Raw genomic sequence first — 23558 nt, forward strand, 5'->3', positions numbered from 1 at the left:
CGCACCGGACGACAATGATCGTGCTGCGGGAGAGCGACGGGGGCCGGCGCTGGGCAGTCACAGCACTGGACGCAGGACTCGCCGCCGCTCGAGTCGGTTCGAAAAGACGCGAGACCGCAACCGGTCGGCCCGCGATTGCGGTTACGGACCGACGCACACGCGAGACGGCAGTTACGCGAGGAACTCTTCGATGTGATCGGCGACTTCTTCGGGGGTGTCGCCGACAGGGACGCCGGCGTCGTTGAGGGCGCTGATCTTGCTCTCCGCGGTTCCCGTGCCGGAGCCGGAGACGATCGCGCCGGCGTGACCCATCCGCTTGCCCGGGGGTGCGGTGCGGCCGGCGATGAAGCCGGCGACCGGCGTGTCGACGTAGTCGTCGATGAACGCGGCCGCTTCCTCCTCGTCTTCGCCGCCGATCTCCCCGCACATGACGATGGCGTCGGTGTCGGGGTCGTCCTCGAACAGTTCGAGGGCGTCGACGAAGTCGGTCCCGATGATCGGGTCGCCGCCGATGCCGATGGCGGTGGTCTGGCCGATCCCGCGATTGGTCAGGCTATCGACGACCTGGTAGGTCAGGGTCCCGGAGCGGGAGACGAGCCCGACGTTCCCCTCGGCGAAGATGTTGCCGGGCAGAATGCCGAGTTTCGCCTCGCCGGGCGTGATGAGGCCGGGACAGTTCGGCCCGATGAGTCGGGTCTCCGTCTCGGAGAGGCGCTTGTTGACTCGCGCCATGTCCTGGGTCGGGATGCCCTCCGTGATGGCGACCGCGAGGTCGAGGTCCGAGTCGAGCGATTCGAAGATCGCGTCGCCGGCAAAAGCCGGCGGAACGAAGATCACGGACGTGTCCGCGTTCTCCTCGTCGACGGCCTCGTGGACCGTATCGTAGACCGGCACGCCGCTGACCTCCTGGCCGCCCTTGCCGGGGACCGCGCCGGCGACGACGTTGGTGCCGTACTCCATCATCTGTTCGGCGTGGAACTTGCCTTCCCCGCCGGTGATGCCCTGTACCACGACGCGCGTGTCGTCGTCGACTAGTACGCTCATTGGTCGTTCACCTCCCCAGCGTACTCGACAGCACGCTGAACCGCGTCCTCGAGGGTCTGCTCGACCGTCACGAGGTCCTCGTTGAGAATCTCCATGCCTTCCTCCCAGTTCGTGCCGGCCAGACGGACGACGACCGGCTTAGGGATCTCGTCGAACTGCTCGAGCGCCTCGTTGATCCCCCGGGCGACCTCGTCGCCGCGGGTGATCCCGCCGAAGATGTTGAAGACGACCGAATCGACGTTGTCGTCGGAGAACACCATATCGAGCGCGTTCGCGATGCGGGCGGCCTTCGCGCCGCCACCCACGTCGAGGAAGTTGGCGGGTTCGCCGCCGTAGTGGTCGACCAGATCGAGCGTCGTCATCACGAGCCCGGCACCGTTGCCGATGATCCCCGTGTTGCCATCGAGACGGACGTAGTCGAAGCCGTACTCGTCGGCCTTCTGCTCGAGTTCGTCGCCGCCGGCGGCTTCCTCTTCCATCTCGGCGAGTTCGGGCTGTCGGAACAGCGCGTCCTCGTCGATGTTCATCACGGCGTCGGCCGCGATGACCTCGTCGTCGGCCGTGACCATCAGCGGGTTGATCTCGGCGTCGGCCCCGTCCTTGTCGTCCCAGAGCTGGTAGAGCGTGGTGAGGACGCTCGAGACGTCGCGCGCGACCGACTGGTCGACGCCGGCGTCGTAGACGGCCTTGCGGGCCTGGTAGGGGTGCATCCCGAAGGAGGGGTCGATGTGTTCGCGGGCGATCGCGTCGGGATCTTCCTCGGCGACTTCCTCGATGTTGACGCCGCCTTTGGTCGAAACCATCGCAACGGGCTTGCCCTCGCCGCGGTCCATCGTGATCCCCACGTAGAGTTCGTTCACGAAGTCGACCGCTTCCTCGACGAGGACCCGATCGACGTGATACCCTTTCAGATCCATGCCGAGGATGGAGTCGGCCGCTTCCCGAGCCTCGTCCGCGTCCTCGACGAGTTTGATTCCGCCGGCCTTCCCACGGCCGCCGACCTGTACCTGCGCTTTCACCGCTACTGGGTATCCGATTTCCTCGGCCGCGGATACCACACCGTCGACGTCGGACGCGAGTTGCGAGTCCGGCGTCGGAATCCCGGCATCGGCGAAGACGGTCTTCGCCTGATACTCGTGTAATTTCATGCCATTCGAACGGGCGTGCCGGCCTTGCTTAAATCATGCCAGTTTCCACTCGCCGCGGGCGTTCCATCGACGTGCATCAACGACACCGGGTGCGTCACGGCCGTACCGTTTTCTCAGCCGCCCTCTTTGTGCTGGTTCTCAACTGAAGGGGCGTGTGATGTACCCGCACGTCCGGACTCGGCGGGCTCCTCGTGACGAGATGTCGTCCGATCGCTCGGACGAGTTCCGTTCCCGGGGTCGGATGCGAGCGCTCGCGGCGACCGGTCGAGGGAACCGACACAGCATTCAAACGTCGCCTCTCCTAAGGCCATGGACAAGGGGCACCCGCCGTGAGAAATTCCACCGCGACGCATCGACCGCCGGGCTGGGTGGCATCCGTCAAGGCCGGCCTCCGGGTTCTGGTCCATAGCAACCTCTTCATCTCGCTTGCGACGGTCAGCGTCGCCGTGACGACCGTTCTTCTCGCGGACCTCCCGCTCGAGCCCCTGCCGCTGTTCATCGTCTTTGCGGCGACGATGTTCGTCTACACCGTCAATCGATTTACCGATCTCGAGGAGGACGAACAGAACGTCCCACAGCGCGCGGCGTTTACCAAACGGTACGGAACGCTCTGGTTGGCCGCGGGGGTCGGACTCTACGTCGCCGCAGTCGGAATCGCCGTCGCGGTCGGGGTTCCCGGCGCGGTGTACATGTTCCTCCCGCTCGTGGTCGTGCTCCTGTACTCCGTCGGCGGGGTCAAGCAACTCTTTCTCGTGAAGAACCTCGTGGTCGGATTCGCCTGGGGTGCGATCCCGCTGGGCGTCGGCTACTACTACGGCCAGTTGCGCTCGCCGGCGATCTTGTTTCTGTTCGGGTATATTACGACCATGATCACCATCGCCGCAGTGATCTTCGATGTGAAGGACATCGAGGGGGACCTCGCGGAGGGCATCCCGACGGTCCCCAACCTGTTCGGTCCGCGCTGGACCCGCCTCCTGTCGTTGCTGGCGACCGTCGCCGTCGCCGCGGCGGTGATCGCCCTCGTCGCCGGCGGCGCGATTGCACACGAGTTCCTCGTCGTGCTCGCGATGAACGTCTACGTCTGTGCGTACATCCCATTCGCGACCACCGATCGCGGGCCACTGTACTACGGGTTCGTCGTCGACGGCGAACACGTCTTCCTCGCGGCCGTCGTCGCCGCGCTCGAGTGGCTGATCTGGTAGTGACTGCGCTCGATGCGACATCCTAGCGGCGTCGCGACGTCTCGAAAAGTCACCACATCGCGTTCCGTTCGGCGACGAGTGCCGCGCGGACAGCGGTCGCTACCGGTCGACCGTCGACACTCGGCTCGGGCGGTTCAGTCGCGGTCGGCTTCGCTCCAGTCGCAGTCCTGGCACTTCCAGCCGGTGACGAGTTCGGTAACCGACGGCATGTAGACGACCTGCAGGACGTTCCCGGCACACTCCGGACACTCCTCGTCGGCCTCCTCGATCGAGTCGACCTCCATCACGGCGTCGCCTTCGACGAGTTCCGCGAGTTTTTCGGCCGTCACCATTCGCCCCTGAACGACGCGATTCTCGCTCACACTCGGGCTACCGGACGCGATGCCCTAAGCGTTTCCTGATCCGGTCGTCGCCTCGTGACGACTCGAGCGAGACCGGTGGGACGGGATCGGAACGAGTCGCGATCGAGAAACGAAGGGTTCTGGTGAATCGTCAGACTGCGCCGACTACGCCGTCGTTTCGCTCCATTGTCTCCGGGGTTACTTGGAGAAATCCGACCGCGTAGCGCTCGATCTCTTGTGCGAGATGCCACAAATGCTGCTGCGCCTGTCGGCGCAACTGCACGAGCCGTCTGGTCACGCGGCGATGGACGCAACGTGTTCCGACCCCAACTGCACTCGTCGATACCGAGTCACAAGCTGTCCTCGACGGTCACTGTACGACCGCGAACCGTCACGACACGCAGCTCGGCTGGCAGCAATCACGTGAGGAACTGAGTACAGGTTTATGTATTTGGTTCTGTACTAACTGATAATGGGTGATTCGAATGTCTCCCGACGGAACCTTCTTGGAGCAGTTGCAATTTCGGCTGTTGCGGGATGCACAGCGGTAGGGTCCGAGTCCGGCGTTCAACTGGGGAACGTTCAGATCGGAAACACTGTGGACAAGCCAATTTCGTTCAAACTTCGAATCGAGCGAGATGGGGCACTGATTTACTTGAACCGTATCGAGGTGGACGCCGGTGCTCTCCACGACGTTGAACGGACTTGGAACTCGGAACCGGGGGACTACTCTGTATTCTACACCACATCGTTAGAGGACGCAATTCATCGCCTATCCATCCCTGTGGATGGTGGGAGTGGAAATGCGAACTGTGTCGATCTCCGGTTCCATTGCCGCTCCGACACAACCGATTCGGTCATCTATGACGAGAGTAAACCTGGATGGAGTGGTTGCTGACCTCCTTATTCCCGATCTTCGATACTGAACAGCAGGAGATGGATAGCCGATTAGTCGACGTACTGACCGGTGGTGACAATCGTCTCCGCTCTCGAGGGGAATTCAACAGTACGGCTTGGCGTCCCCTTCTCTTCGTAGATGGCGGGATACTGTTTCTTGAACTCTTCTTCGTCAGGCGTCTGCACTTTCATATCTGTGCTCTTTCGCCGATCCGATCGAACGTTTTCCACTTCCATTGAACGTCCATTTGGAACGTCAACGCGATTGCCAACCGCTGGTCGCCCGCGCCCGATTGCCGTGGCCGTAGCGTTAGTTTCTGCGTTACCACCTGCAATATCATCGGTCCGTGGATAATTGACATCCATCCGGTTCTGGACCGAAGCGACCCCGATATCATTCGAGAACCAACTCTCAACAACCAGATTTGGTTGATCGTCGTACCCCTCAGAAAGGAAGCGAACGTGGTGAGCCACGCAGGAATGCTCCCCATTGTAGGGCCAATGCTGGTAGGAATCCCACGTTGAGCTTTGTTGCTCCGCTGCATCGTTCTTGAGAGCACCAAGAAGCCCTGCTGCGGTCATTGCAGGAGCGGCTGCGGGAAATGCCGTCGAAATTGCAGCCGACGCGACTGTCCAGACGGTATCCCCATAGGGGACGTCCTCTCCGCCTGCTGATGCAGGATAGGCACCTTGGTGAGTTGGAGTACTCGAAAATCTCACACCGAGAGCGGAGTTGTCTGATCGAGCTCCCACCCATTGTTGAGTGATTCCTGAATCATGCTCCCAATCACACGAGCTGTTCTCGGAATAGTGTTCCGCATACGCAGTCTTTGTGAAGTAATGGACCCATTCACCGGTGTCCCATTGATGCGACCTCCAGTATCCGCCTGTACTTCCCATGGAGATCTTCGTCCCACTATTGTAGTGGTTCTCACACGCTGAATCCACGAATTCGTCGCCGTAGATCCAGGACATCGCTGGGTTATCTTCCTGATAGCTACCTTCGATTCTGTTCTCACACGCGAGTGCGGCGCCTGGAACCCCGGCTGCTATCGTAGCAGACGCAAGCCCCGAACGTTTCAAAAACGATCGTCTTCCTCTCGACGTGTCTTTTGTCTCTCGTGTTATTTCGGACACGACATCAAAAATGGACTAATAATAATTATATTATTACTCGCTCCTCAATGTTAGAACAACGGAGACAATTTTTATAATAGGGCCGTGGTGAATCGCCGGACTGCGGTTGATTTCCCTAGCTCACGGTACGCTTGATGTTGTAGACGGCACACGTCAGAACGATTTCACGGAACTCTCGATAATCACCCCGAGTATTTGTGGCATCTCACGCAAGAGATCGAGCGCTTCGCGGTCGGACTTCTCCAAGTGACCCCGAAGACAATGGGGCGAAACGACGGCGTAATCGGCGAATCCGCCACCCTTCGGGGCGGCGGATTCGTTTCGGCCACCAATAACACTTCGAGCCAACGCACCACGTTCCCGATGAAGCGGGACGTTTTGGACGGAGAGCAGTGGCTGTTTCCCGCTTCAACTCCTAGTTGTAACGGACCAAGTCCGCGCTGTCTTGCGATTCACCGGAGCCAAACGAAGTGGTTCCGGCGGGTTGGAACCCGGGCCGGCGTCGCGGCGGCCCTCGCTATCGTCCGCCCGTCGGGATCCCCCATCCAGTAGCCGTCAGCGGCGTCCGAGAGCGCGCTCGAGAGTCTCCACCTACCGCATCGTAGTTGCCGAGTCGAAGTGTTATCAGTGTATCCCGCACAGTGCGTGCACGGCGTGCACGCACCGCGGCCGCGGGCCGAGCGGTAGTGACCCTCCGATCGCCGGCGGCAGCTACTCGGCGCCGTCCATCGCCGTCGCGCGCCGTTCGAGGGCTTCGAATCGATCGACCGCCCACTCCCTGACTCGCGTATCGGTCGACTCGAGAAGCGCCGTCGGAAGCCCGTTCTCGTCGTGGACGCCGATCTGAACCGCGTCGTCGACGATCCCCAGATAGAACGGGACCTCGTCGGCGACGACCGCGACGGAAAGCGACTCGGCGTCGGCCATCGCCGCGAACGTGTCCGCGACCGACGGCTCCGTCCGCAGCGTCTCCGCGACCGATTCCGTGACTAGCAACTCGAAGACGGCCCCCGATTCGAGTGCCTCCCGCGACGTCTCGAGCGGTTTCGCCGCCGCCGCCGGCAACACGGCCCTGACGTGCTCCGCGTCGGAGAGACTCGCCGCGTGGTACTCGATCGGCGCGTAGGGGTTCGCCGTCGTTGACTCGACGACCGTCGCGTCGACCAGCCCCTCGAGATCGAAGTCGAGTTCGATCGCCGGAATCCGCTCGAGCACCGGCCGTAACCGAACCATCGCGTCGACCCGGTCCAGCGTTTTCGCCACCGCGCTCGTCGCGAGAGCCCCGGCCGACGTGAGTTCGTACCGTCGATCCCGTTCGCGGAGCAGTCCGCGCTCTCCCAATCCATCCAGATTCCGTTGCAGCGTCGTCCGCACGACGTCGACCTCGGCCCGTAGCGCGTCCCTCGAGACGGCACCCTCCGCTGCCAGCGTCTCGAGGATCCGTACTCGGGTCGGTGAACGCGCCACGTACTCGAGCGTCTCGATCGCAGCCCCCGTTCGATCACCCATCACGTCTCGGTTCTCCAACCGAGTCCACTTTATCGCACTGGCCCCTGCCGGCGAGCTTCGTCCCCGTAACCGCGGTCCGAGCGATCGCCATGGCCGAGCGCTGTAACCGATCGGGACGCCGTGATCGGCCTGTGTCTGCGGGCACAATCGTATAAACGGTCACGGCCGAACCATCGGGTATGGAGACGCGCTGGGCGACCGTCGACGGCGTCACCCTCGAACTACCGACCGACAGTACGGTCAACGAACTCCGGGACGCGCTCTACAAACCCGACGACGCGGTGCTGGTCGCGGTGACGGGTGATCTCGTCTCGGTCGTCCACGACGAGGATCGACGGCTCTCGGAACTGGTCGCCGGCTGTGCCGAGACCTATTACTTCCGGCAGCGGGGCGGCCCCGAACGAAACGACGTGTTGGCCGCGCCGGAACTCGAGGACGCACTGGCCGACTCGAGCGACGACCGGGAGGAGGCCGAGACGACGTTCCAGCGGCCCGGCATCGACCACTAGTTCCGGCGGGTTTCGACCGGATCGCCGACGCTGAGCGTCCGGCCGCGATCGGACTCGGGGACGCGCGTGATGATCATCAGCGAGTAGTAGTGATCGAACGCGTCGGGGTCGGCCCACTCGGGAAACGTCGCCTCTCGCTTTCGAACGAACCGCGTTTGGAACTCCTCGATCGACTCCCCGGTATCGGGATCGCGCCGGGGAACGACACAGCGGCCACAGGGTGTTACCCCGTCGAATCGGACGCCATCGATCTCGAACGCCGGTGCGTCCGCGCCGACGAATCGATCCTCCCAGAACGGGTCGACGCCGGCGACCTCGATATTCGCTCGAAGTCGTCGCCGCGCGCCCTCGACGGACATCCCATCGAACCAGGACGCGACCGTCTCGAGCGTCGCCGTACTGATCACCGACGGTCCCATCTCGCGCCGATCGACGAACCCCAGCGACGTGTCCCGCTCGAACGACAGTTCGACGTCGAAAAACTCGCTGAACCAGGCGGCAGCGGTCCCGCGGTCGGCCTCGAGATCGAATTGCCGCTCCTCGCCGTCGGGCGTCTCGACTGCGAGCAGGCCCGTCGCGGGATCGTAATCGGTCTCGAGAGCGTGGACGCGCTCGGTCCGTTTGCCGTTGAGAACGTCCCCGTCGGTATCGAACAGTGCGAACTCCCTGTCGTGGGCCACCGTCCCGCCGTCGAGGACGTCGGCCGCCTCGAGATCGATGCCGTCGAGCCCCTTCACCGGGTACACCCTGAGCCGAGCAAGTCGCGCCATTGTCATCACGTACTGTGCGGTCCCCTATCAGTCTTCTTTCGAACTGGATCGAAGTGCAATTCACCGCCGCGGTTCGCAACTCTCCATCGACGATCGGACCGCGCAACCGGACGATCGCTCGGAGCTGATCCCCGCGATCAGTCGATCGTCACGACGGGGTCGTCGTACTGATCGAACTCGACCGTTATCTCGTGGTCGGCGTAGGAAAACCCGATCCGACCGGCTCGGCACTCGCCCGATTCGGTCGTTGCAAAGATCGCTGCGAGGGCATCGGGATCGACCGCCTCGAACAACGGCGGTAACGACAGCGGATCGATGCCCTCGAGCGTCGCGACGCCGGTGACGATTCGCTCGTGCACCTCGTCGGTGTCGACTGCGAGGGAGTGGCCCATCGATACCTATCGCCACATCGTACTATTAATAACTTTCGGGGCGGCCAATTATTGTAGTTGTTCCGCACCCAACAAGAACCGGCATTGTTTCGATCGCAATCCGGGCTGGAAACCGTAGTATTCGGCGGCTTACTCCGTGTCGAGTTCGAACTGTTCGTTCTCCGAGACGGAGTTGAGAACGATGCTCGTATTCGACTGATTGATATCGGGATCGGTGATCAGCGTCTTGATCTGATCGTTCATATCGTCCGTATCCTGAAACTTCCCGATGGCGATCACGTCGTAGTCGCCAGTGACTTCGTAAACCGAGATCATCTGACGGTGGTCCTTCAGCGTCTCGGTGATCTCGGGGAGGGCGTTCCCTTCGGCTTTGAATTGCATGACGGCGGTGACGTCGTAGCCGACGGCATCGTAGTCGACTTTCGGCGTGTAGCCCTCGATCACGCCCTCGTCCTCGAGATCGGAGAGGTGGTTCGAGACGGTCGTGACGGAGACGTCGAGTTCCTCGGCGAGGCTTCGCAGACTCGCGCGGCCGTCGTCGAGCAGTTCGTTGACCAGATCGGAATCCAAGTGTTCGTAGGTCATTGTCCGATATACATTCCTCCTCGTACTAGGGGTTTACGAATATCCAGTTCTCTCCGGTACTATTGAGACGGTGTTGCGATGTGTGCGGACGAGTCGTCCGGAGGGCTGAATTAGTGACCGGGACCCGACCAATCTTCGCGGTCCTTGCCGGAGACACCACTGCATCTCGGTGCCCGATGGATGCGGCTATAACTCGTGAACGATTCAATGAGCGCGGTCATAGAGTCCGAGACGAAACGACCCGTATGACCTCCCTACTCGTCGGGGCAGTCCTTTTGCTCTGCCTCCTTCCGTCGCTGCTCTTCCTCGGGTTCTGGAACGGACTCGTCCACATGCAACGGCGTTCACTGATCGCTCGGACGAGTTCCCGTGCGGGCCACTCCGATCCGACCGTCACGTGGAGCGACGTCATCGACGCGTACGCCGATCCACGACACCGCCTCCTCGCGGCCCCGTCCGAACCGCAGTCGGCGACGACTCGTGACGGACAGTGTGCCGCGTGTGCCACAGTAAACGACTCGATCGCGTCGTTCTGTCGCAACTGTGGCCACACACTCGAGTGAGACAACCGACCGCTGCTCACGAAGGTGGTCGACTCGTCGCTTCCTACCGACCACGCGGACGGATCGCACCCGTGAACCGCCTCGGGGGCAAACCCGAGGCTTCCCGGCGACGCCTCGCTTCGCCCGGATGTCCGCGCTTCGACTACCGGAGCGTTCGCTCACCGTTTCGTTCTGTCGATCCTCAGGAGAGTGCTCCGTCTGGGATTTGAACCCAGGTCATCGGCTCGAAAGGCCGAAATGATTGGCCGGACTACACCAACGGAGCGTGCTTCGCAACTGGTTGTTGCCGAGGGCTAATGAAAAACGTTCCGTTCCGATCCGGCAGTGTCACGAGATCACGCACGCTAACCGGTTATTTCGCCGACAGCAGACGGTGTCAGCCGCTCGAGGACGCCGACTACTCCCACCCCCCTGCGTTCGGTCAGCCAGAATGGCATCTCGGGGCGGAAGGGCGGGCACGGTCTCCGAACCCCGTTGGACCGACGAACCGACGTCAGTACGCGGGTGGGAGCCGCTGCCCGGCGACCTGCCGAGCGAGACGGCGCTCGTTTCCGCGGAAACGGATCGGATGGGCGACGCTGAGTTTGCCGTGGCTGGACGCCCGGTCGTGGCCATCGGCCGGACGAAACCCGCCTCCTCAATCCTTTTTATCCCCTGCGCCCATTCCACCGAGCATGAAATACGTCCGCTTTCGCGATCCGGCCGGTGCGGTCCGCCGCGGCGAGTACGAGAACGGGACGGTTCGGTTCGGCACCGAGCGCTACGCGCTCGAGGACGACGATATCGACGTCCTCCCGCCGTCGGAGCCCTCGAAGGTCGTTTGCATCGGGAAGAACTACGCCGAGCACGCCGCGGAGTTCGACTCCGAGGTCCCCGACCGTCCAATGTTGTTCCTGAAGCCGCCGAACGCGCTCGCGGCCCACGGCGACACCGTGTCCCTGCCCGCGGGCAAGGACCGGATCGACTACGAGGCCGAACTCGGCGTCGTCATCGGCGAGCAGTGCCGGCACGTCTCCGAGGACGCCGCGATGGAGGTCGTGGATGGGTTCACCTGCGTCAACGATCTCTCGAATCGCGACGATCAGCGCCAGGAGCAAAACTGGATCCGCGGTAAGGCGTTCGACGGCGCTGCGCCCATGGGTCCCGTCCTCGCGACGCCCGACGAAGTACCCGCCGACGCGTCGGTGCGGACGCGAGTCAACGGCGAGACGAAACAGGACGGCTCCCGCGAGCAACTCATCTTCTCGGTCCCCGAACTGATCGCCGAGATCACGACCTACCTCACCTTGGAGCCCGGCGACGTGATCGCGACCGGCACGCCGGAGGGCGTCGGCCCGCTCTCGGACGGCGACGAGATCGAGATCGAAATCGAAGGCGTCGGCACGCTCGAGCACGCGGTCCGGATACCCTGAGTTGGGAGCCGCCGACGCGATCGGTGAACCCTTTTCGGGTCGCTCGAGGAACCACTAGACATGACGGTACGATTCGACGCGGTGACTCTCGAGTGGGTCGGCCTCGCGACCGTCAGGCTCGAGGGACAGACCGGCGCGGTCGTCTACACGGACCCCGGCCCGGAACGAGCCGGCGTTCTGGACGGCTCCGAGCCTCGAGACGGGGATCTGATCCTCGTTTCTCATGGCCACCACTACGACCCCGAATCGATTCGACGGGTCGCTCGCGATGACGCACTGGTCGTCGTCCACGAATCGATCGACGCGAGCGAGGGCAGCAGCGAGCGACCCGAGGACCTGCCGTTCGATGTCGAACGCGTCCGCGCGGACGAGTCGTTCGTCCTCGGACCGCTCGATCTCTTCACGACGCCGGCGTACAACGACCCCGACGGACCGCACACGGACGACGAGGGCGTTCCCTATCACCCCGAAGGACGAGGCTGTGGCTTCGGCATCACGATCGACGGCGTCACGGCGTTCTGGCCCGGCGATACCGACGTTCACGGCTTTCACGACGCCGTGACCGTCGACTGCTTCCTCCCACCGATCGACGGAACGGTCACGATGGATCGCCACGAGGCCGCGTCGCTGGCCGAACGAATCGAGCCCGACCTCGTGGTCCCGGTCCGCTACGATACCGTTCCTGCGGTCGAAGCCGACGCGGACGCGTTCGTCGTCGACGTCGCGAGACGCGGGATTCCGGTCGCTCTCGACGAATAAACGGCGCTGACGGCTGCGCCGAGGGTGCGCATCTCTCGAGCGACGAACGCGGTTACCGCGGTCGTCACGGGCGGTTGGCGGTGGTCGGGAAACACGCTCGCGGTGGATCAGACGCCCAGTCGCGACCAGACGAACACCGCGATACCGACGAGTACCAACACTGCGAACGCCGCCCACTGCCCGAACTCGGTGTCCGCGATCGGTGCGAACAGATCGACGAGGCCGGTCCCTTGCAGGAGGCCCAGCCCGAGCACCACCATGGCACCGATGGCGATGAGACCGATCGTGACGCCCTCCTTTAACATCCACGCGGTCTCGTCGGCCTCCTGTGCGGGGGAGGTCGTCGGCTCGTCGATCGCCTCCTCGTCGGGTTCGCTGTGCAACGGGCGTTCGCTGTCGTTGTCGTCGGCCATATCGCGAGTCTAGCCGGGAAGACCCGCCACAGACGGGAACCGATTGCACCTGCAGTCACAGGGCACCGACGAGAGGCCCGGCCATCTCGCCGACGTGATTGGTATCGAGTCGCAAGTCGCACGATATAAGTACCCCGTGGAAAATTCTTCGACAGTCATGATGTTTGTTACCATAGCCGGAGAGACGATCCGACTCGCCCCCGCGTTCTCGGGCGACGAGACGACACCCGGGACGATCGGTGATCCGGATGGGCAGTGAGGAGACGACGGTCCCCGAGCCGGACCTCGAGTACCCGGAGCGGGACTGGCGGGGGTTTTTCAGGGAACACTTCGGCCCATCGATGCTGTGGGCCCTGATCAGTATCGGCGGGAGCCACATCGTGCTCGCACCCACCCTCGGCGGGACCTTCGGGCTCGTCGCGATCTGGATGTTCGGGCTCATCTACGCCGCGAAGTACGGGGCCTGGGAACTCGGCATTCGGTACAACTACGGCGCTGGCGCGAACCCGATCGAAGCCTACGACCAGCTCCCCGGGCCGAAGAACTGGGCACTCTGGGTGACGATACTCGTGTTCACCGGGATGTACACGTTCATCACGGCCAGCGTCGGAATGAGCACGGCCGCGTTCGTCGCCGCGCTCACGCCCGGGTGGGTCACCGCTCCCATCGCGTACGTCGTCTTCGTCGGCGGCGCGGGCCTTCTCGTGACCGTCTCGCGGTACAGCCTGCTCGAGACGGCCCTGATCGCCTTTACGATCGCACTGGGCCTTCTCGTCCTCCTAGGCGTGATCGTCGGCCCGCCGTCGGGCGATGTCGTCCTCGAGACGGCCTTTGCGGTGCCCGATCTGACCGGGCCGGTCTTTATCGGACTGTTCGCCGCCGCCGCGGGTTTCGCACCGACCGGCTTCAGCACGAGCATCCTGATCGGCAGCTGGAGCATGGCGAAAGGCGACGGCGCGAGCGAACTCGAGGAGCGAGGGCTCGATCCCGACGACCCGAAACACCACGACTACATCCGGGCGTGGATCCGGACCGGTCGCCGCGACTTCAACATCGGCTACCTGTTCAGCTTCCTGCTGATCGTCGCGATGGTGGTTCTGGCGTCGAACGTGCTCTATCCGGAGCCACCGACGGACGCGAACCTCGCGGTCGCGATCGGCTCGATCCTGAGCGACTCCTTCGGCGAGTGGTCGTACTACGCGATGTTGCTCGGCGGGTTCGCCGCGCTGTACTCGACGGTTATCACGCTGCTGGACGGCGCTGCGCGCGCCACCGGTGATGTCCTGCCGATGGCCCTCGAGAACGACGATATCGACAGCGAGCGGGTACGGAAGCTGGTGGTCGTCGGCGTCGTCACCGTCAGCAGCGCGATGGTCCTCGCGCTGGGTGAGGTCCCGGTGACGCTGTTGCTCTCCGTCGCCGCGGTGTTAGCGGTCACCGAGATCGTTTTCTACCCGGCCAACTGGTACGTCGTCGAGAAGAACCTGCCCGACCCGTTCCGTCCCTCGCGGGCCTGGCACGCGTACTACGTCGTCAGCCTGCTCCTGGTATTGCTTTTCGGGGTGATGGGTGCCGCGGTTCGACTCGGGGTCATCGGTTGACCGTCCGGGTTGGAATTCCGACGGCTCCAAAGAGTTAGTGTCGCAGTCACCGACGGACGACTATGCGCAGTGACCGCCCACGACGCCGGCGCGACGGCCGAACTGGGTCGCTGTACTGCACCGACTGCGGCACACCCCTCGAGCCCGCGATGCGCTACTGTCCACGCTGTGGCGCGATGACCGCCCGCTCGAGCGGACGGTCGCGGTCGGCGGCGACATCGCTGTCGCAGCCGGGGGCCGAACACCGCCCGCGATCGGATACGAGCCGCGAGCCAGGCGGGACGATCGGCCGCGATTCGAACACGGCGACGGACCGCGACCGTCTCGAGCGTCGAATCGCCGCCGCCTCGCGGGAGGGCTGGCGACTGGAACACGACTTCGGCGATCACGCGGTGTTGGTCCGACGAACGTTCGGGGGCGTGGCCGATCACCTGTTGATCGCGTTGCTCACCGTCTGGTGGACGATGGGGATCGGAAACGTCCTCTACGGCGCGTACCGATACGTTGACGGTACCGAGCGGACAGTCGTGCGAGCGGAGTCGGTCGATACCGCCCGACCCGATGACACCACGACCGACTCGACCCTGTTCCGGCGGGGGTTCGCAGCCCTCGGATGGGTGCTGGCGGCGCTCACCGTCGCGATCGGCATCCAATTGGGGTCCTCTGCCGTAGGGCTCGGTCTGTTCGTGCTCGCACTCGGTCTCGCGATTGCGGCGACGAGCGTGCTCCCGTCGGTCAGTCGCCGCCTCGAGAACCGCCACTCGGTGCTGACGAACGGGCGGACACACACGGTCGACGACCGCTCCGTCGTCGCCCCCGACGAACCGTGTGCCGCGTGTGCCGGTCCCATCGACCGCGGACTCGAGCGGCGCTACCGTGCGGAACTGTGCATACTGGGCGTGCCGGTGACCGCCACCGGCGGCCGCAACTATTACTGTCGACAGTGTGCGAACGCGGAGTCAGCCGCGACCGCCGCGGGCGATCATGCGCCGGTCGTGGACCCGGAAATGAGCGATTCGTCAGCGGAGCCGAACGCGGAACGGGATCGGCTCTGAAATCGCCGTTCGTGGGGCTCGACCGTCCTCGGGACACGCCAGCGATCCCGAAGCGGCCCCGGTCGCGTCCGGACCGACCCGTCGGGTTTCGACGACGGTCGCCTCCTCAGAGGACGCCCATCTCGTCCAGCCGCTCCGGCAGATAGGTTTCGGTCACGAAGTCGAGGCCGTGAGACGCCAGCGACTGCTGTTCGGACTTCTTCCCGAGGTCGAGTTGCAGTTCGATCTGTTTCTCCCAGTACTCGGTCTGGAACCGCGGGTCCTCGAGTTCGCTCTCCAGGGCGTTGATGTCCGAATCGGAGAGCGGATCGGTCGGCAGTTCGTACTCGACGATGTCGGCGGGCTGGATGCCGATGAAGTCCGCTTCGGGGGTCGCGAGGTACTCCGACAGGTGGGCGGACTTGATCGAACCGTAGGCGACGGAGCCGTAGATGCGGTACGACCACGGGTCACCGTCGGTAAACACGGTCACTGGGAGCCCGAGTTCGTCGTGGAGTCGCTTGGTGATCCGGCGGGTCGCCCGCGCGGGTTGGCCCTTGAGGTGGACGATCAGGGCGTCGTACTCCTCGTCGAACCCGTTTTCGACGAGCCGGTCTCGCATGCCGCCGGTTTCGACGGCGAGGATGAAGTCGGCGTCACAGTCGAGAAATTCGATCGTGTCCGGATTGTTCGGAATCTGGTACCCGCCTTCGCCGACGTCTTCCTGACAGTGAATCTCGCGTTCGCCCCGCCGGGTCTGCTCGCGGAGGTGTAACGGCCCCATGAGGGTCGCACCGGATTCTTCGGGGCGCATGTGGAAGTCCTCGCGAGTGACCCCGGAAACGATTTCGAGGTCCTCGACCATGCTGTTGGACTCGTCCTGGTCGTTGAACTGGGCCTCGTCGTTGTCCCAACTCTCCGAGAGGTAGTAGAGTTCACGCAGGGTCGAGGACCGGTCCTCCTCGAGTTGGTCGGCGAGGAACTCGATCGTGTAGACCGCTTTGAGGAGCTTTCGTGCGCCGCGGACGGAGTTGGCCGATCGCGTCGACTCGCGGTCGCCGTAGACCCAGACGTCCATCTCCTCGTCGTACTCGATGTTGTTCTTCGTCCGCGTCGGCACGGACATGTGGGGGATCTCGCCCAGTTCGAACTGGTCGTAGAACTGCGCCGCGAGATCGATCAACTGTTCTCGTGCCTGTTGGGTGTCGTCTGCGCTCATTGGTTTACGGTCAGTTTCTCGCTTTCGACGCCTTTGACGTCCAGATCGAACGTCGCGTCGGCCGGGACCTCGTACTCGAGGGCCGCCTCGTCGTCGCTTCCCACCTCGGGTTCCCACTTGACGAACCACTCGCCGTCCATCTCGACGACCGTCGCGCCGTCCGAAAGGGCGGTCGGCTCCGCCGAGACGATGTCGGTGATCTCGAGGGATTCGTTCGTACTCGAGTTGTTCTCGACCACGACCGAGACCGCCTGTCCGTCGCCGTTTTCGTTCACGTCGCGCTCGACGAGGACGTTGTTCATGATGCGGGCGATCGCGTCGTCGATATCGGGCTCGTCGCGACCGGTCACTTCGGCGACCTTTGTGGCCATCTCCGGGAGGATCTTCCCGAGGACGTTCTGTTTCTTCCGGCGCTGTTGCATCGACCGGCGCTTGTTGAGGTAGCTCTTGAGGTCGCGGGCCGCCTCCCGGATCGCGAGCTCGATCTCGTCTTCGATCTCCGGGACGTTCGCGACGGCGTCTTTCGACTCGCTCGTGAAGGGAACGTTCGTCGAGGCGACGTGGATCATGATTACGACCGGCCCGTTCGGCAGGCCGGAGCCGCCTGGCTGGTCGAGCCCGTAGTTGCGCCAGCCGATCGACTTGACCACGTCCGTCGTCGCACAGGCACCGCGCTGATAGACCAGCGGCACTCGGTTCGCGAATCGCATTACGTCACCGGTCCCCTCCGCGGGTAACTCGCCGCCGTAGGCGATCCCCGCCTCGACGATGAACGGATCGCCGCCGGAGACGCCCGCATCGCGGGTCGCGGAGGCGTAGAAGTCCGCGTCGAACTCCTTCTTGAGACCGGCGGTGATGAGCTCCTCGGAGATGGGCGCGAGACACCGCGTCGGCGGTGCCATGATGTCGGTCGCGCGCATCGCGTCGACGAGGTCGCTGGTGGCGTCGCGGTCGCCGTCGAGTTCCCGGACGAGCGGCGGGTCGTCGGGGACGGTTGCCATCACGCCCCAGATCGCGTCGGTGACGTTCTCGCGGGCCGTCTTGCCGAAGGAGACGTCGTCGTACTCCTCGGTGAGGTCGGCGACCCGGTCGACGTGCTCCCGGAGGTCCGTGCGGGTGAGCCGGTGGCGGACGTTCCCGGCGTCTTCCTCGTCGCTCTCGAGTTCGGCGTCGAACTTGGCGGCGAGTCGGTCGGCAAAGGCGTGGATGATCTCGTCGTCCTTGCGGGTACTCGTCGCCTCGTCCGCGAGGTCGTAGAGGTCGGCGACCAGCCGGGAGTCGCCGTCTCCCTCGGCCCCGTCGCCCTCGTCCGTCTCGACGGCGTCGATCAGTTCGAGCCAGACCGCTTCGACCGCGTTCTCGCGGACGGTGTCGCCGAACGTCGTTCCGTGCTCGTCCTCGACCGCCTCGGCCGCCGATTCGACCGTCTCGAGCAGTTCGTGGTGTGCGATGCGGTCGTGGTCGGCGACGCCGTCGGCGATTGCTTCGGCGAACGCCGCCGTCGCCTCGGCACCCTTGTTCGCCGTCGCGTCCTCGACCGCGCCGTGGAGGTCGATGTCTTCATGTGTGGTCGGCGGCCGCCAGCGCATCTCCCGGCCGTAGTGGCGGTCGCGGAACGCGTCGATGATCGAGTCAGCGGTCTTCTTGCCGACGCGGGTGAACTCCTCCTGGACGAACCCCGAGACAGTCTGGGAGTCCGTCGCCGTCAGCATCTTCATCACGGTGCCGAGTTCGACGCCGTGGGGGTGGGGACGGATCTCCTCGGTCTCCGCGGGGAGTTGGTCGGTCGCGCGCTCGAACTTGAAGTGTTCCTGCGGTTCGCGCAACTCGAGGCGGGCGTGGGGATTGACGACCGCCGTGTGCTTGATGTAATCGTGGAGTTGCTGGCGGGCGCGCATGTTGGCCTCCATCTCGAGTTCGATGCGCGTCCCGTGGGGTCGATCCCAGGTGGTCGTCTCCTCGACGCTGATTTCGGGCTCGTTGGTATCGGTATCGACGATGAGTTCGAAGTACTCGGCCTCATCGGAGCCCTGCGTGCGACTGGTGATCTTGGCGGGTTTGCCGCTGGTCAGTTGAGCGTAGAGAACGGCGGCGGAGATCCCGATCCCCTGCTGGCCGCGGGATTGTTCGCGTGCGTGAAAGCGAGAGCCGTAGAGTAGTTTCCCGAAAACCTTCGGGAGCGATTCCTTGGTCAGACCCGGACCGTTGTCCTCGACGATCAGGCGATAGTAGTCGCCGATTTCCTGAATTTCGACGTAGATATCCGGGAGAATGCCCGACTCCTCGGCGGCGTCCAAGGCGTTGTCGACGGCCTCCTTGACGGCCGTGACGAGGCCTCGAGCGCCGCTGTCGAAGCCGAGCATGTGCTTGTTCTTCTCGAAGAACTCGGCGATGGAGATCGACTGCTGGCTCTCGGCCAGCTCCTCGGCGATCCCCGACTCGTCACCGAGTGTCGACTGGAACGACGTCATCGTCCCCCTGTACTAACGGCGGGGCTAAAAGCTGTGTGCTACCGGAGTGAAAGTGAATCCGCAGCGGCGTTTTCACTTCGTCGGTGCCGCAGATCGGTCCGTTGTCGGGTTCTCGAGCCGGTTAGTAGGTGATGATCTCGTAGTCGTCGTCGATCAGCGAGCGGATGCTCGGGTGCCCCTCGTTGTCGTCGATCGTGACGACCCCGGCGTCGTCGATCGCATCCTCGACGCCGAACGCGCCCGCGCAGTAGTCACAGGCCGCCGCCTCGTCGCTGACCGACCGATAGAGGTCGTGGTAGTCGTGGTCCTCGGCTTCCAGTTCCGGAATCCACTGAGTCCCGGCCCCGTCGAAGATCAGCTCGAGGTCGTCGTCGGGGTTCTCGACGAACTCCCTGGCCGCCTCGAGACCGTTGACGAGTCGCCCGGTATCGCTGTGCGATTCGGTGCCTGCCAGGATTACGATTGCTGCGTTCGTCAGTACGGATGGAGGGATGCCGGTGGACTACAAAAGGGAACGGCGGTCGTATGCACGGTCGAAGAGCCGTCGACGGCGGCGACTGTTAGTCGACTCGAGGCGTGCGATATCGGGGACGGAACGCGGCGGGTGGTCTCATCTTGCCGAACGACGTCAGTGATCGGGGCCGTGGTCGTGCCCGCCACCCCGCGTGAACTGCCCCGAAAAGGCCCGCTGGACGACCTCCGAGAGCGCGGGGTGGATGTGGACCGATTCCCGGATGTCCCGAACCGTTCCGGAGCCGGCCGTCATCGCGACGACGACCTCCTGGATCAGATCCGAAGCCTCGGGGCCGACGATGTGACAACCCAGAATCTCCCCCTCGAGGTCGATGATCGGCTTGACGAACCCCGACGCTTTCATCGCCGACCCGCGGGCGGTCTCCTCGTAGCGGTAGGTGTGCGTGGCGTACTCCCGATCCGCCTCCCGAACTTCTTGTTCGGTCAGGCCGACGCCGGCGACCTCCGGCGAGCCGAAGACGGCGAAGGGCATCGCCGAGTAGTCGACTGGCTCGAGGCCCTCGCCGAACAGGTTCCGCGTGACCGCCCGCGCCTCGTGGTTGGCGTTGTGTTTCAGCAGGTACTCGCCGACGATGTCGCCCAGCGCCCAGACGCCGTCGGCGGTCGCCCGCAGGTACTCGTCGGTCTCGACGAAGCCGGCCGCGTCGGTCTCGATGCCGGCGGCCTCGACGTTCAGCGTGTCGGTGTTGGGGACGCGGCCGGTCGCGACGAGCAGTTCGTCGCCGGTGACCGAGACCGTCTCGCCGGGACCGGCCGTCTCCGCGTCCGCGTCGCCGTCGGATTCCGAGAAGGGCCGAGCCTCGACGGTGATCGAGCCTCCGGACTCCACGACCGTGGTGGCCTCGTAGCCGGTGTAGACGTCGAAGCGGTCGGCGTAGCGCTCGGTAAATTCGGCGGCGACCTCCGCGTCGGCGTCGGGCAGCAGGTACGGCCGCCGGCCGACGATCGAGACGTCGCTGCCGAAGGTGCCGAAGAACTGCGCCAATTCGGCCGCGATGTAGCCGCCGCCGACGATGACGAGGTGGTCCGGGGTCGACTCGAGTTGGAGCGCCTCGCGGCTGGTGAGGGAGTCGACGGCCTCGATGCCGTCGATCGGCGGGACCGCCGGGCGGGTCCCGGCCGCCACGAGGACGGTGTCGGCGGTGAGTCGTTCGCCGTCGTGGTCCCCGACGACGAGTTCGATCGTCCGCTCGTCGACGAACCGACCCTCCGCTTGGTAGAGATCGTGGCGGTCCGACGAGACGAGGCCACGCTCGATCGAGTCGGAACTGCCGTGGACATCCGCGGTGACTTCCCGGACGATCTCGGCGAAGTCGACGTCCTCGACGGTCGCGTCGATGTGGAACGCGTCGGCCCGCTCGATCGTCTCCAGCACGTCGGCGTGATACAGCAACTGTTTCGAGGGGATACAGCCCCGATTCAGACAGGTCCCGCCGAGCCGCCCCTTCTCGACGATCGCGACCGACTGGCCCTGATTCGCCGCCGCGTTCGCCACGTCGAGCCCCGATCCGGAGCCGATGACGAGGAAGTCGTACTCCTCCATGGGCGGAGGACGGCCGCCAACGCAATGAATATCGGGCTGCGTTTCCGCGGGACCAGGTCGGAATCCGCTCGAGAGGTATTCGAAAACTACCGGGTGCCGACCCCGTGCTACCCCTCGACCGGCGGCCACTCCCACGCGTCCGCCTCGACCACGCCGAGGAGCCGCCGTCGCCGCTCGGTCTGGTCGGCCAGCGCCTCGGCGAAGGCCTCGTCGGAGACGGTCGGGATATCGGCCTCCCGCAGGCGCTCGAGGTCCGGGGCTCGCGGAACCGACGGTGCAGGATCGATGAACGAGTCGTCCAGCGTCTCGAGGTAGCTCTGTGCGCTCGAGCGACCGTTCTCGACGATCGCGGGGTCGAGCCCGTCCCCCTCGGGCATCGCATACCGGGACAGCATGAGCGTCTCGTCGAGGATCGGAACGGCGACGGCCGAGGCCCGCTCGGCCTGCTCGCTGTGGTAGTAGTGCAGGATCGGGTAGGACTTGTGCTGCTCGGCGAGGGAACTCAGATCCGCCGCGAGCGATTCGACGGTCAGCTCGAGCCCGCGGAAATCCTCGCCGTTCCAGCCGGTTCGGAGGACTGCCTCGCTGCGGTTGCCCAGCCCCGTGACGGTGCTGGCGAAGGAGCGTTTGTCGGCGACGGCACCGAGGACGGTCAGCACGTAGGAGACGCCGAGCGTGACGAAGGCCATACCGGTGGCCGTCGTGAACGCGCTGGCGACCTCCCAGACGTTGCCGCCGTAAACGGGCGTGTAGTCGCCGTTCCCGTCCGTGAACATCGTGTAGGCGACGTAGTAGAACCGCCCCCACCAGTCGGCGGGGCCGCCGGTCCGGCTGTTGACGACGGCGAGGGGCTCGCTCGCGAAGATGATCGTCCAGCCGATCCAGATGAGACCGATCCACGTCGCGAGCGTGAATATCAGAATGAGGGGGCCGGCGAGGCTGAGCGCCCGGTTGCGGTCCCCCGTCGCGGCGCGGAGCCCCTTCCAGATCCCGGTCGTAAGCCGGCCCGAGACGGGCCCGGAGCCGCCGTCGACCCACAGCGTCGTCCAGACGATGTCGACGATTCCAGTGACGAGGACGACGATCCCGACGGCGAGATAGACCGGGTTCATTCGGCGACCGCCCGTTCCTCGACGACCGCGGCCAGCACCTGCGCGATCTCGGCGTTGGTTTCGGGGCTGTAGTGGCCGCCCTCACCGCGTTCGACGTACAGCGACTCGACGTCACCGTCGTCGGGGACGAGATGCGTGGCCATATCGATCGTGGTCAACGCGTCGTATCGATCCGCGAGTCGCTCGAGCAAGTCGCCGTAGATGGGGCCGTGTTCCGACTCGTAGGTCGCGTACCGGAGCTGCTGGACCATCACGAACGTCGGTTCGAACTCCCGTTCGGCCGCGTAGTCGACGAACTCCTCGACGAGCGCGTCGAAGAGGAACTCGTGGGTCTCGAACAGCCGCTCGTGATACCGGACGCGGGGCCGTTCGAGCCGCAGCGCCGACTGCGTCTGGGCCAGGTCGAAGTCGATCCCCGGCAGCGACCGGCCGAACCGGCGCTCGAGTTCTTTCCCCGCGGTGTAAGCCGCATAGCGGACGTGTTCGTTTTTCTCGAGGAAGGCAGCGGTGTAGGGCCGCGTCGCGAAGTGCGGTTCGAACCAGTGGTCGTAATGGAAGTCGTACTCCCGGAGGACGTCGGCTTTCGACTCGAGGTCGAGCAGGTCCACCTTCTCGTCGACGGGGCTGTCGATCCGTTCCAACTCGCCGTCCTCGAGGACGTACCGTGGCTTGACCGCGAGGACGTTCCCGAACTCCTGATAGTGTTTCCAAACGGAGAGGATGCGCGCGATCGAGGAGGCGGTGACGACCATGAAAACGTGGTCGGTCGGATCATCCGGATACTGGCGTTTGAGCCGCATGAGCGCCTGGTCGAGGCCGTAGTTCCCGCCGCCGTAGTTGGCGACGTGGGTGTCGAGTTCCTGCGCGAGGTAGTGTTGGAACGTCTCGTCGTTGTCGACCTCCCGGCAGAAGCAGTAGGAGTCGCCGTAGGTCGAGACGGTGAGTTCGGCGTCGGGGTCGCGCTCTGCCGCCGGACAGACCCGGCTCGCGTACTCGTCGGTCGAGTAGGTGACGACGCTCCGGACCTCCTCGCCGGGGAGGTGGTCGCCGGTGTCCTTCTGTTTTTCCCGGTTCGGCTGGGGACACCAGCCAAGTTCGGGGTCGAAACTGCTGAACTTCCCCAGTAATTCCCGGTCGATCTCGGGGAACTCCTCGGTGGCGACCGAGGGGATCAGTTCGAGCGCCCGATACGACACGAGTTCGAAAACCACCGCACAACCGACGAGAACGAGCACGCCGGCGACGAGCGGAAGCATCGGCCCACCCTACCAGAACGGGGGATAAGTGGATTGTGCCGGAGCATGCCACATTCGGAGCGACGGCGACGGTCGAGACGCACGAACGGTCCGGCGAGCGGCCGAAA

General features: G+C 64.4%; 23 protein-coding genes, 1 tRNA gene and 2 pseudogenes. 9 read left to right on the top strand and 17 right to left on the bottom strand.

The window, feature by feature from the left end; all coding sequences use genetic code 11:
- Window positions 1–171: 171 nt before the first annotated feature.
- Together sucD and sucC are read right to left on the bottom strand one after the other, a co-directional pair.
- The gene (gene sucD / locus ALTAJ2_RS11495; RefSeq protein WP_007109577.1) at window positions 172–1044 is read right to left on the bottom strand and encodes a succinate--CoA ligase subunit alpha; all 873 of its coding nucleotides are present in this window, start codon (window positions 1042–1044) and stop codon (window positions 172–174) included.
- Window positions 1041–2192, bottom strand: a complete 1152-nt coding sequence (gene sucC / locus ALTAJ2_RS11500) for an ADP-forming succinate--CoA ligase subunit beta (RefSeq protein WP_007109578.1) — start codon at window positions 2190–2192, stop codon at window positions 1041–1043. The genes sucD and sucC overlap by 4 nt, the downstream gene beginning before the upstream one ends.
- Before the next feature lie 368 nt (window positions 2193–2560).
- On the opposite strand from sucC, the gene ALTAJ2_RS11505 reads away from it, so the two are divergent.
- A complete protein-coding gene (locus tag ALTAJ2_RS11505; RefSeq protein ID WP_007109579.1) occupies window positions 2561–3394 on the top strand; it encodes a UbiA family prenyltransferase in 834 nt (277 codons plus the stop codon).
- 134 nt (window positions 3395–3528) lie between these two features.
- Here ALTAJ2_RS11505 and ALTAJ2_RS11510 read toward each other — a convergent pair whose 3' ends face one another.
- The gene (locus ALTAJ2_RS11510; protein WP_006186839.1) at window positions 3529–3756 is read right to left on the bottom strand and encodes a DUF5795 family protein; all 228 of its coding nucleotides are present in this window, start codon (window positions 3754–3756) and stop codon (window positions 3529–3531) included.
- Between the two features lie 85 nt (window positions 3757–3841).
- On the opposite strand from ALTAJ2_RS11510, the pseudogene ALTAJ2_RS18725 reads away from it, so the two are divergent.
- Together ALTAJ2_RS18725 and ALTAJ2_RS19195 are read left to right on the top strand one after the other, a co-directional pair.
- Window positions 3842–4160, top strand: a pseudogene (locus ALTAJ2_RS18725) (IS5/IS1182 family transposase); the annotation flags it as partial.
- A 47-nt stretch (window positions 4161–4207) separates the two neighbouring features.
- Window positions 4208–4633 carry a hypothetical protein gene (locus ALTAJ2_RS19195; RefSeq protein ID WP_144240242.1) on the top strand — a complete coding sequence of 142 codons (426 nt, stop codon included), beginning with the start codon at window positions 4208–4210 and terminating at the stop codon, window positions 4631–4633.
- A 50-nt stretch (window positions 4634–4683) separates the two neighbouring features.
- On the opposite strand, the gene ALTAJ2_RS19200 is transcribed toward ALTAJ2_RS19195, so the two are convergent.
- From ALTAJ2_RS19200 to ALTAJ2_RS11515, 3 genes and pseudogenes are all read right to left on the bottom strand, one after another.
- Window positions 4684–5214, bottom strand: a complete 531-nt coding sequence (locus ALTAJ2_RS19200; RefSeq protein ID WP_144240243.1) for a hypothetical protein — start codon at window positions 5212–5214, stop codon at window positions 4684–4686.
- 735 nt (window positions 5215–5949) lie between these two features.
- A pseudogene (locus tag ALTAJ2_RS18730) lies at window positions 5950–6134 on the bottom strand (IS5/IS1182 family transposase); the annotation flags it as partial.
- 346 nt (window positions 6135–6480) lie between these two features.
- Window positions 6481–7278: a helix-turn-helix transcriptional regulator gene (locus ALTAJ2_RS11515; protein ID WP_007109580.1), complete on the bottom strand. Its 798-nt coding sequence runs from the start codon at window positions 7276–7278 to the stop codon at window positions 6481–6483.
- Between the two features lie 179 nt (window positions 7279–7457).
- Between ALTAJ2_RS11515 and ALTAJ2_RS11520 the strand changes: the two genes are divergently transcribed.
- Entirely contained in the window at window positions 7458–7787 is a 330-nt protein-coding gene (locus tag ALTAJ2_RS11520) for a hypothetical protein (protein ID WP_007109581.1), read from the top strand.
- Here the strand turns inward: ALTAJ2_RS11520 and ALTAJ2_RS11525 are convergent.
- The 3 genes from ALTAJ2_RS11525 to lrp all read right to left on the bottom strand — a co-directional run bounded on the left by ALTAJ2_RS11525 (window position 7784) and on the right by lrp (window position 9534).
- Window positions 7784–8557, bottom strand: coding sequence for an MOSC domain-containing protein (locus ALTAJ2_RS11525; RefSeq protein ID WP_049900441.1), 774 nt, complete (start codon window positions 8555–8557; stop codon window positions 7784–7786). The two genes, ALTAJ2_RS11520 and ALTAJ2_RS11525, sit on opposite strands and share 4 nt — an antisense overlap.
- A gap of 137 nt (window positions 8558–8694) precedes the next feature.
- Window positions 8695–8949, bottom strand: coding sequence for a HalOD1 output domain-containing protein (locus ALTAJ2_RS11530; protein ID WP_007109583.1), 255 nt, complete (start codon window positions 8947–8949; stop codon window positions 8695–8697).
- A 129-nt stretch (window positions 8950–9078) separates the two neighbouring features.
- Window positions 9079–9534: an HTH-type transcriptional regulator Lrp gene (lrp, locus tag ALTAJ2_RS11535; protein WP_050031469.1), complete on the bottom strand. Its 456-nt coding sequence runs from the start codon at window positions 9532–9534 to the stop codon at window positions 9079–9081.
- Between the two features lie 245 nt (window positions 9535–9779).
- Here lrp and ALTAJ2_RS11540 point away from each other — a divergent pair, with 245 nt between their 5' ends.
- Complete coding sequence (locus ALTAJ2_RS11540) at window positions 9780–10097, top strand: hypothetical protein (RefSeq protein WP_007109585.1); 318 nt, start codon at window positions 9780–9782, stop codon at window positions 10095–10097.
- Between the two features lie 190 nt (window positions 10098–10287).
- On the opposite strand, the gene ALTAJ2_RS11545 is transcribed toward ALTAJ2_RS11540, so the two are convergent.
- Window positions 10288–10362 (bottom strand) — tRNA-Glu (locus ALTAJ2_RS11545).
- Window positions 10363–10771: 409 nt separating this feature from the next.
- On the opposite strand from ALTAJ2_RS11545, the gene ALTAJ2_RS11550 reads away from it, so the two are divergent.
- Together ALTAJ2_RS11550 and ALTAJ2_RS11555 are read left to right on the top strand one after the other, a co-directional pair.
- A complete protein-coding gene (locus tag ALTAJ2_RS11550) occupies window positions 10772–11509 on the top strand; it encodes a fumarylacetoacetate hydrolase family protein (protein ID WP_007109586.1) in 738 nt (245 codons plus the stop codon).
- A 60-nt stretch (window positions 11510–11569) separates the two neighbouring features.
- Window positions 11570–12268: an MBL fold metallo-hydrolase gene (locus ALTAJ2_RS11555; protein ID WP_007109587.1), complete on the top strand. Its 699-nt coding sequence runs from the start codon at window positions 11570–11572 to the stop codon at window positions 12266–12268.
- Window positions 12269–12375: 107 nt separating this feature from the next.
- On the opposite strand, the gene ALTAJ2_RS11560 is transcribed toward ALTAJ2_RS11555, so the two are convergent.
- The gene (locus ALTAJ2_RS11560; protein WP_007109588.1) at window positions 12376–12681 is read right to left on the bottom strand and encodes a hypothetical protein; all 306 of its coding nucleotides are present in this window, start codon (window positions 12679–12681) and stop codon (window positions 12376–12378) included.
- Between the two features lie 248 nt (window positions 12682–12929).
- Here ALTAJ2_RS11560 and ALTAJ2_RS11565 point away from each other — a divergent pair, with 248 nt between their 5' ends.
- Entirely contained in the window at window positions 12930–14282 is a 1353-nt protein-coding gene (locus ALTAJ2_RS11565; protein WP_007109589.1) for an Nramp family divalent metal transporter, read from the top strand.
- A gap of 62 nt (window positions 14283–14344) precedes the next feature.
- The gene (locus ALTAJ2_RS11570; RefSeq protein ID WP_144240244.1) at window positions 14345–15337 is read left to right on the top strand and encodes a zinc-ribbon domain-containing protein; all 993 of its coding nucleotides are present in this window, start codon (window positions 14345–14347) and stop codon (window positions 15335–15337) included.
- A gap of 106 nt (window positions 15338–15443) precedes the next feature.
- Here the strand turns inward: ALTAJ2_RS11570 and ALTAJ2_RS11575 are convergent, their stop codons facing one another.
- From ALTAJ2_RS11575 to ALTAJ2_RS11595, 6 genes are all read right to left on the bottom strand, one after another.
- Window positions 15444–16535 (bottom strand): DNA topoisomerase IV subunit A, encoded by a 1092-nt coding sequence (locus ALTAJ2_RS11575; protein WP_007109591.1) that lies wholly within the window; start codon window positions 16533–16535, stop codon window positions 15444–15446.
- On the bottom strand, window positions 16532–19006 hold the full coding sequence (locus tag ALTAJ2_RS11580) for a DNA topoisomerase VI subunit B (RefSeq protein WP_007109592.1): 2475 nt from the start codon (window positions 19004–19006) through the stop codon (window positions 16532–16534). Before ALTAJ2_RS11580 ends, ALTAJ2_RS11575 begins: the two co-directional genes overlap by 4 nt.
- A 121-nt stretch (window positions 19007–19127) precedes the next feature.
- Window positions 19128–19484: a DsrE family protein gene (locus ALTAJ2_RS18735; RefSeq protein WP_081603370.1), complete on the bottom strand. Its 357-nt coding sequence runs from the start codon at window positions 19482–19484 to the stop codon at window positions 19128–19130.
- Between the two features lie 150 nt (window positions 19485–19634).
- On the bottom strand, window positions 19635–21083 hold the full coding sequence (locus ALTAJ2_RS11585) for a dihydrolipoyl dehydrogenase (protein WP_007109593.1): 1449 nt from the start codon (window positions 21081–21083) through the stop codon (window positions 19635–19637).
- Between the two features lie 107 nt (window positions 21084–21190).
- Window positions 21191–22195: a hypothetical protein gene (locus ALTAJ2_RS11590; protein WP_007109594.1), complete on the bottom strand. Its 1005-nt coding sequence runs from the start codon at window positions 22193–22195 to the stop codon at window positions 21191–21193.
- Window positions 22192–23451: a hypothetical protein gene (locus ALTAJ2_RS11595; protein ID WP_007109595.1), complete on the bottom strand. Its 1260-nt coding sequence runs from the start codon at window positions 23449–23451 to the stop codon at window positions 22192–22194. The genes ALTAJ2_RS11590 and ALTAJ2_RS11595 overlap by 4 nt, the downstream gene beginning before the upstream one ends.
- Window positions 23452–23558: the final 107 nt, after the last annotated feature.

This window comes from Natrinema altunense (assembly GCF_000731985.1).
GTDB lineage: Archaea > Halobacteriota > Halobacteria > Halobacteriales > Natrialbaceae > Natrinema > Natrinema altunense.

Excerpts from the sequence above, each read along its gene's own strand:
- ALTAJ2_RS19195 (WP_144240242.1), top strand. The coding sequence starts at position 4,208 with ATGGGTGATTCGAATGTCTCCCGACGGAACCTTCTTGGAGCAGTTGCA.
- sucD (WP_007109577.1), bottom strand. The coding sequence starts at position 1,044 with ATGAGCGTACTAGTCGACGACGACACGCGCGTCGTGGTACAGGGCATC.
- ALTAJ2_RS11585 (WP_007109593.1), bottom strand. The coding sequence starts at position 21,083 with ATGGAGGAGTACGACTTCCTCGTCATCGGCTCCGGATCGGGGCTCGAC.
- ALTAJ2_RS11530 (WP_007109583.1), bottom strand. The coding sequence starts at position 8,949 with ATGGGCCACTCCCTCGCAGTCGACACCGACGAGGTGCACGAGCGAATC.
- ALTAJ2_RS11595 (WP_007109595.1), bottom strand. The coding sequence starts at position 23,451 with ATGCTTCCGCTCGTCGCCGGCGTGCTCGTTCTCGTCGGTTGTGCGGTG.
- lrp (WP_050031469.1), bottom strand. The coding sequence starts at position 9,534 with ATGACCTACGAACACTTGGATTCCGATCTGGTCAACGAACTGCTCGAC.
- ALTAJ2_RS11590 (WP_007109594.1), bottom strand. The coding sequence starts at position 22,195 with ATGAACCCGGTCTATCTCGCCGTCGGGATCGTCGTCCTCGTCACTGGA.
- ALTAJ2_RS11550 (WP_007109586.1), top strand. The coding sequence starts at position 10,772 with ATGAAATACGTCCGCTTTCGCGATCCGGCCGGTGCGGTCCGCCGCGGC.
- ALTAJ2_RS11555 (WP_007109587.1), top strand. The coding sequence starts at position 11,570 with ATGACGGTACGATTCGACGCGGTGACTCTCGAGTGGGTCGGCCTCGCG.
- ALTAJ2_RS11515 (WP_007109580.1), bottom strand. The coding sequence starts at position 7,278 with ATGGGTGATCGAACGGGGGCTGCGATCGAGACGCTCGAGTACGTGGCG.
- ALTAJ2_RS11565 (WP_007109589.1), top strand. The coding sequence starts at position 12,930 with ATGGGCAGTGAGGAGACGACGGTCCCCGAGCCGGACCTCGAGTACCCG.
- ALTAJ2_RS11580 (WP_007109592.1), bottom strand. The coding sequence starts at position 19,006 with ATGACGTCGTTCCAGTCGACACTCGGTGACGAGTCGGGGATCGCCGAG.
- ALTAJ2_RS11540 (WP_007109585.1), top strand. The coding sequence starts at position 9,780 with ATGACCTCCCTACTCGTCGGGGCAGTCCTTTTGCTCTGCCTCCTTCCG.
- ALTAJ2_RS11570 (WP_144240244.1), top strand. The coding sequence starts at position 14,345 with ATGCGCAGTGACCGCCCACGACGCCGGCGCGACGGCCGAACTGGGTCG.
- ALTAJ2_RS19200 (WP_144240243.1), bottom strand. The coding sequence starts at position 5,214 with ATGACCGCAGCAGGGCTTCTTGGTGCTCTCAAGAACGATGCAGCGGAG.
- ALTAJ2_RS11575 (WP_007109591.1), bottom strand. The coding sequence starts at position 16,535 with ATGAGCGCAGACGACACCCAACAGGCACGAGAACAGTTGATCGATCTC.
- ALTAJ2_RS11520 (WP_007109581.1), top strand. The coding sequence starts at position 7,458 with ATGGAGACGCGCTGGGCGACCGTCGACGGCGTCACCCTCGAACTACCG.
- ALTAJ2_RS11560 (WP_007109588.1), bottom strand. The coding sequence starts at position 12,681 with ATGGCCGACGACAACGACAGCGAACGCCCGTTGCACAGCGAACCCGAC.
- sucC (WP_007109578.1), bottom strand. The coding sequence starts at position 2,192 with ATGAAATTACACGAGTATCAGGCGAAGACCGTCTTCGCCGATGCCGGG.
- ALTAJ2_RS11525 (WP_049900441.1), bottom strand. The coding sequence starts at position 8,557 with ATGGCGCGACTTGCTCGGCTCAGGGTGTACCCGGTGAAGGGGCTCGAC.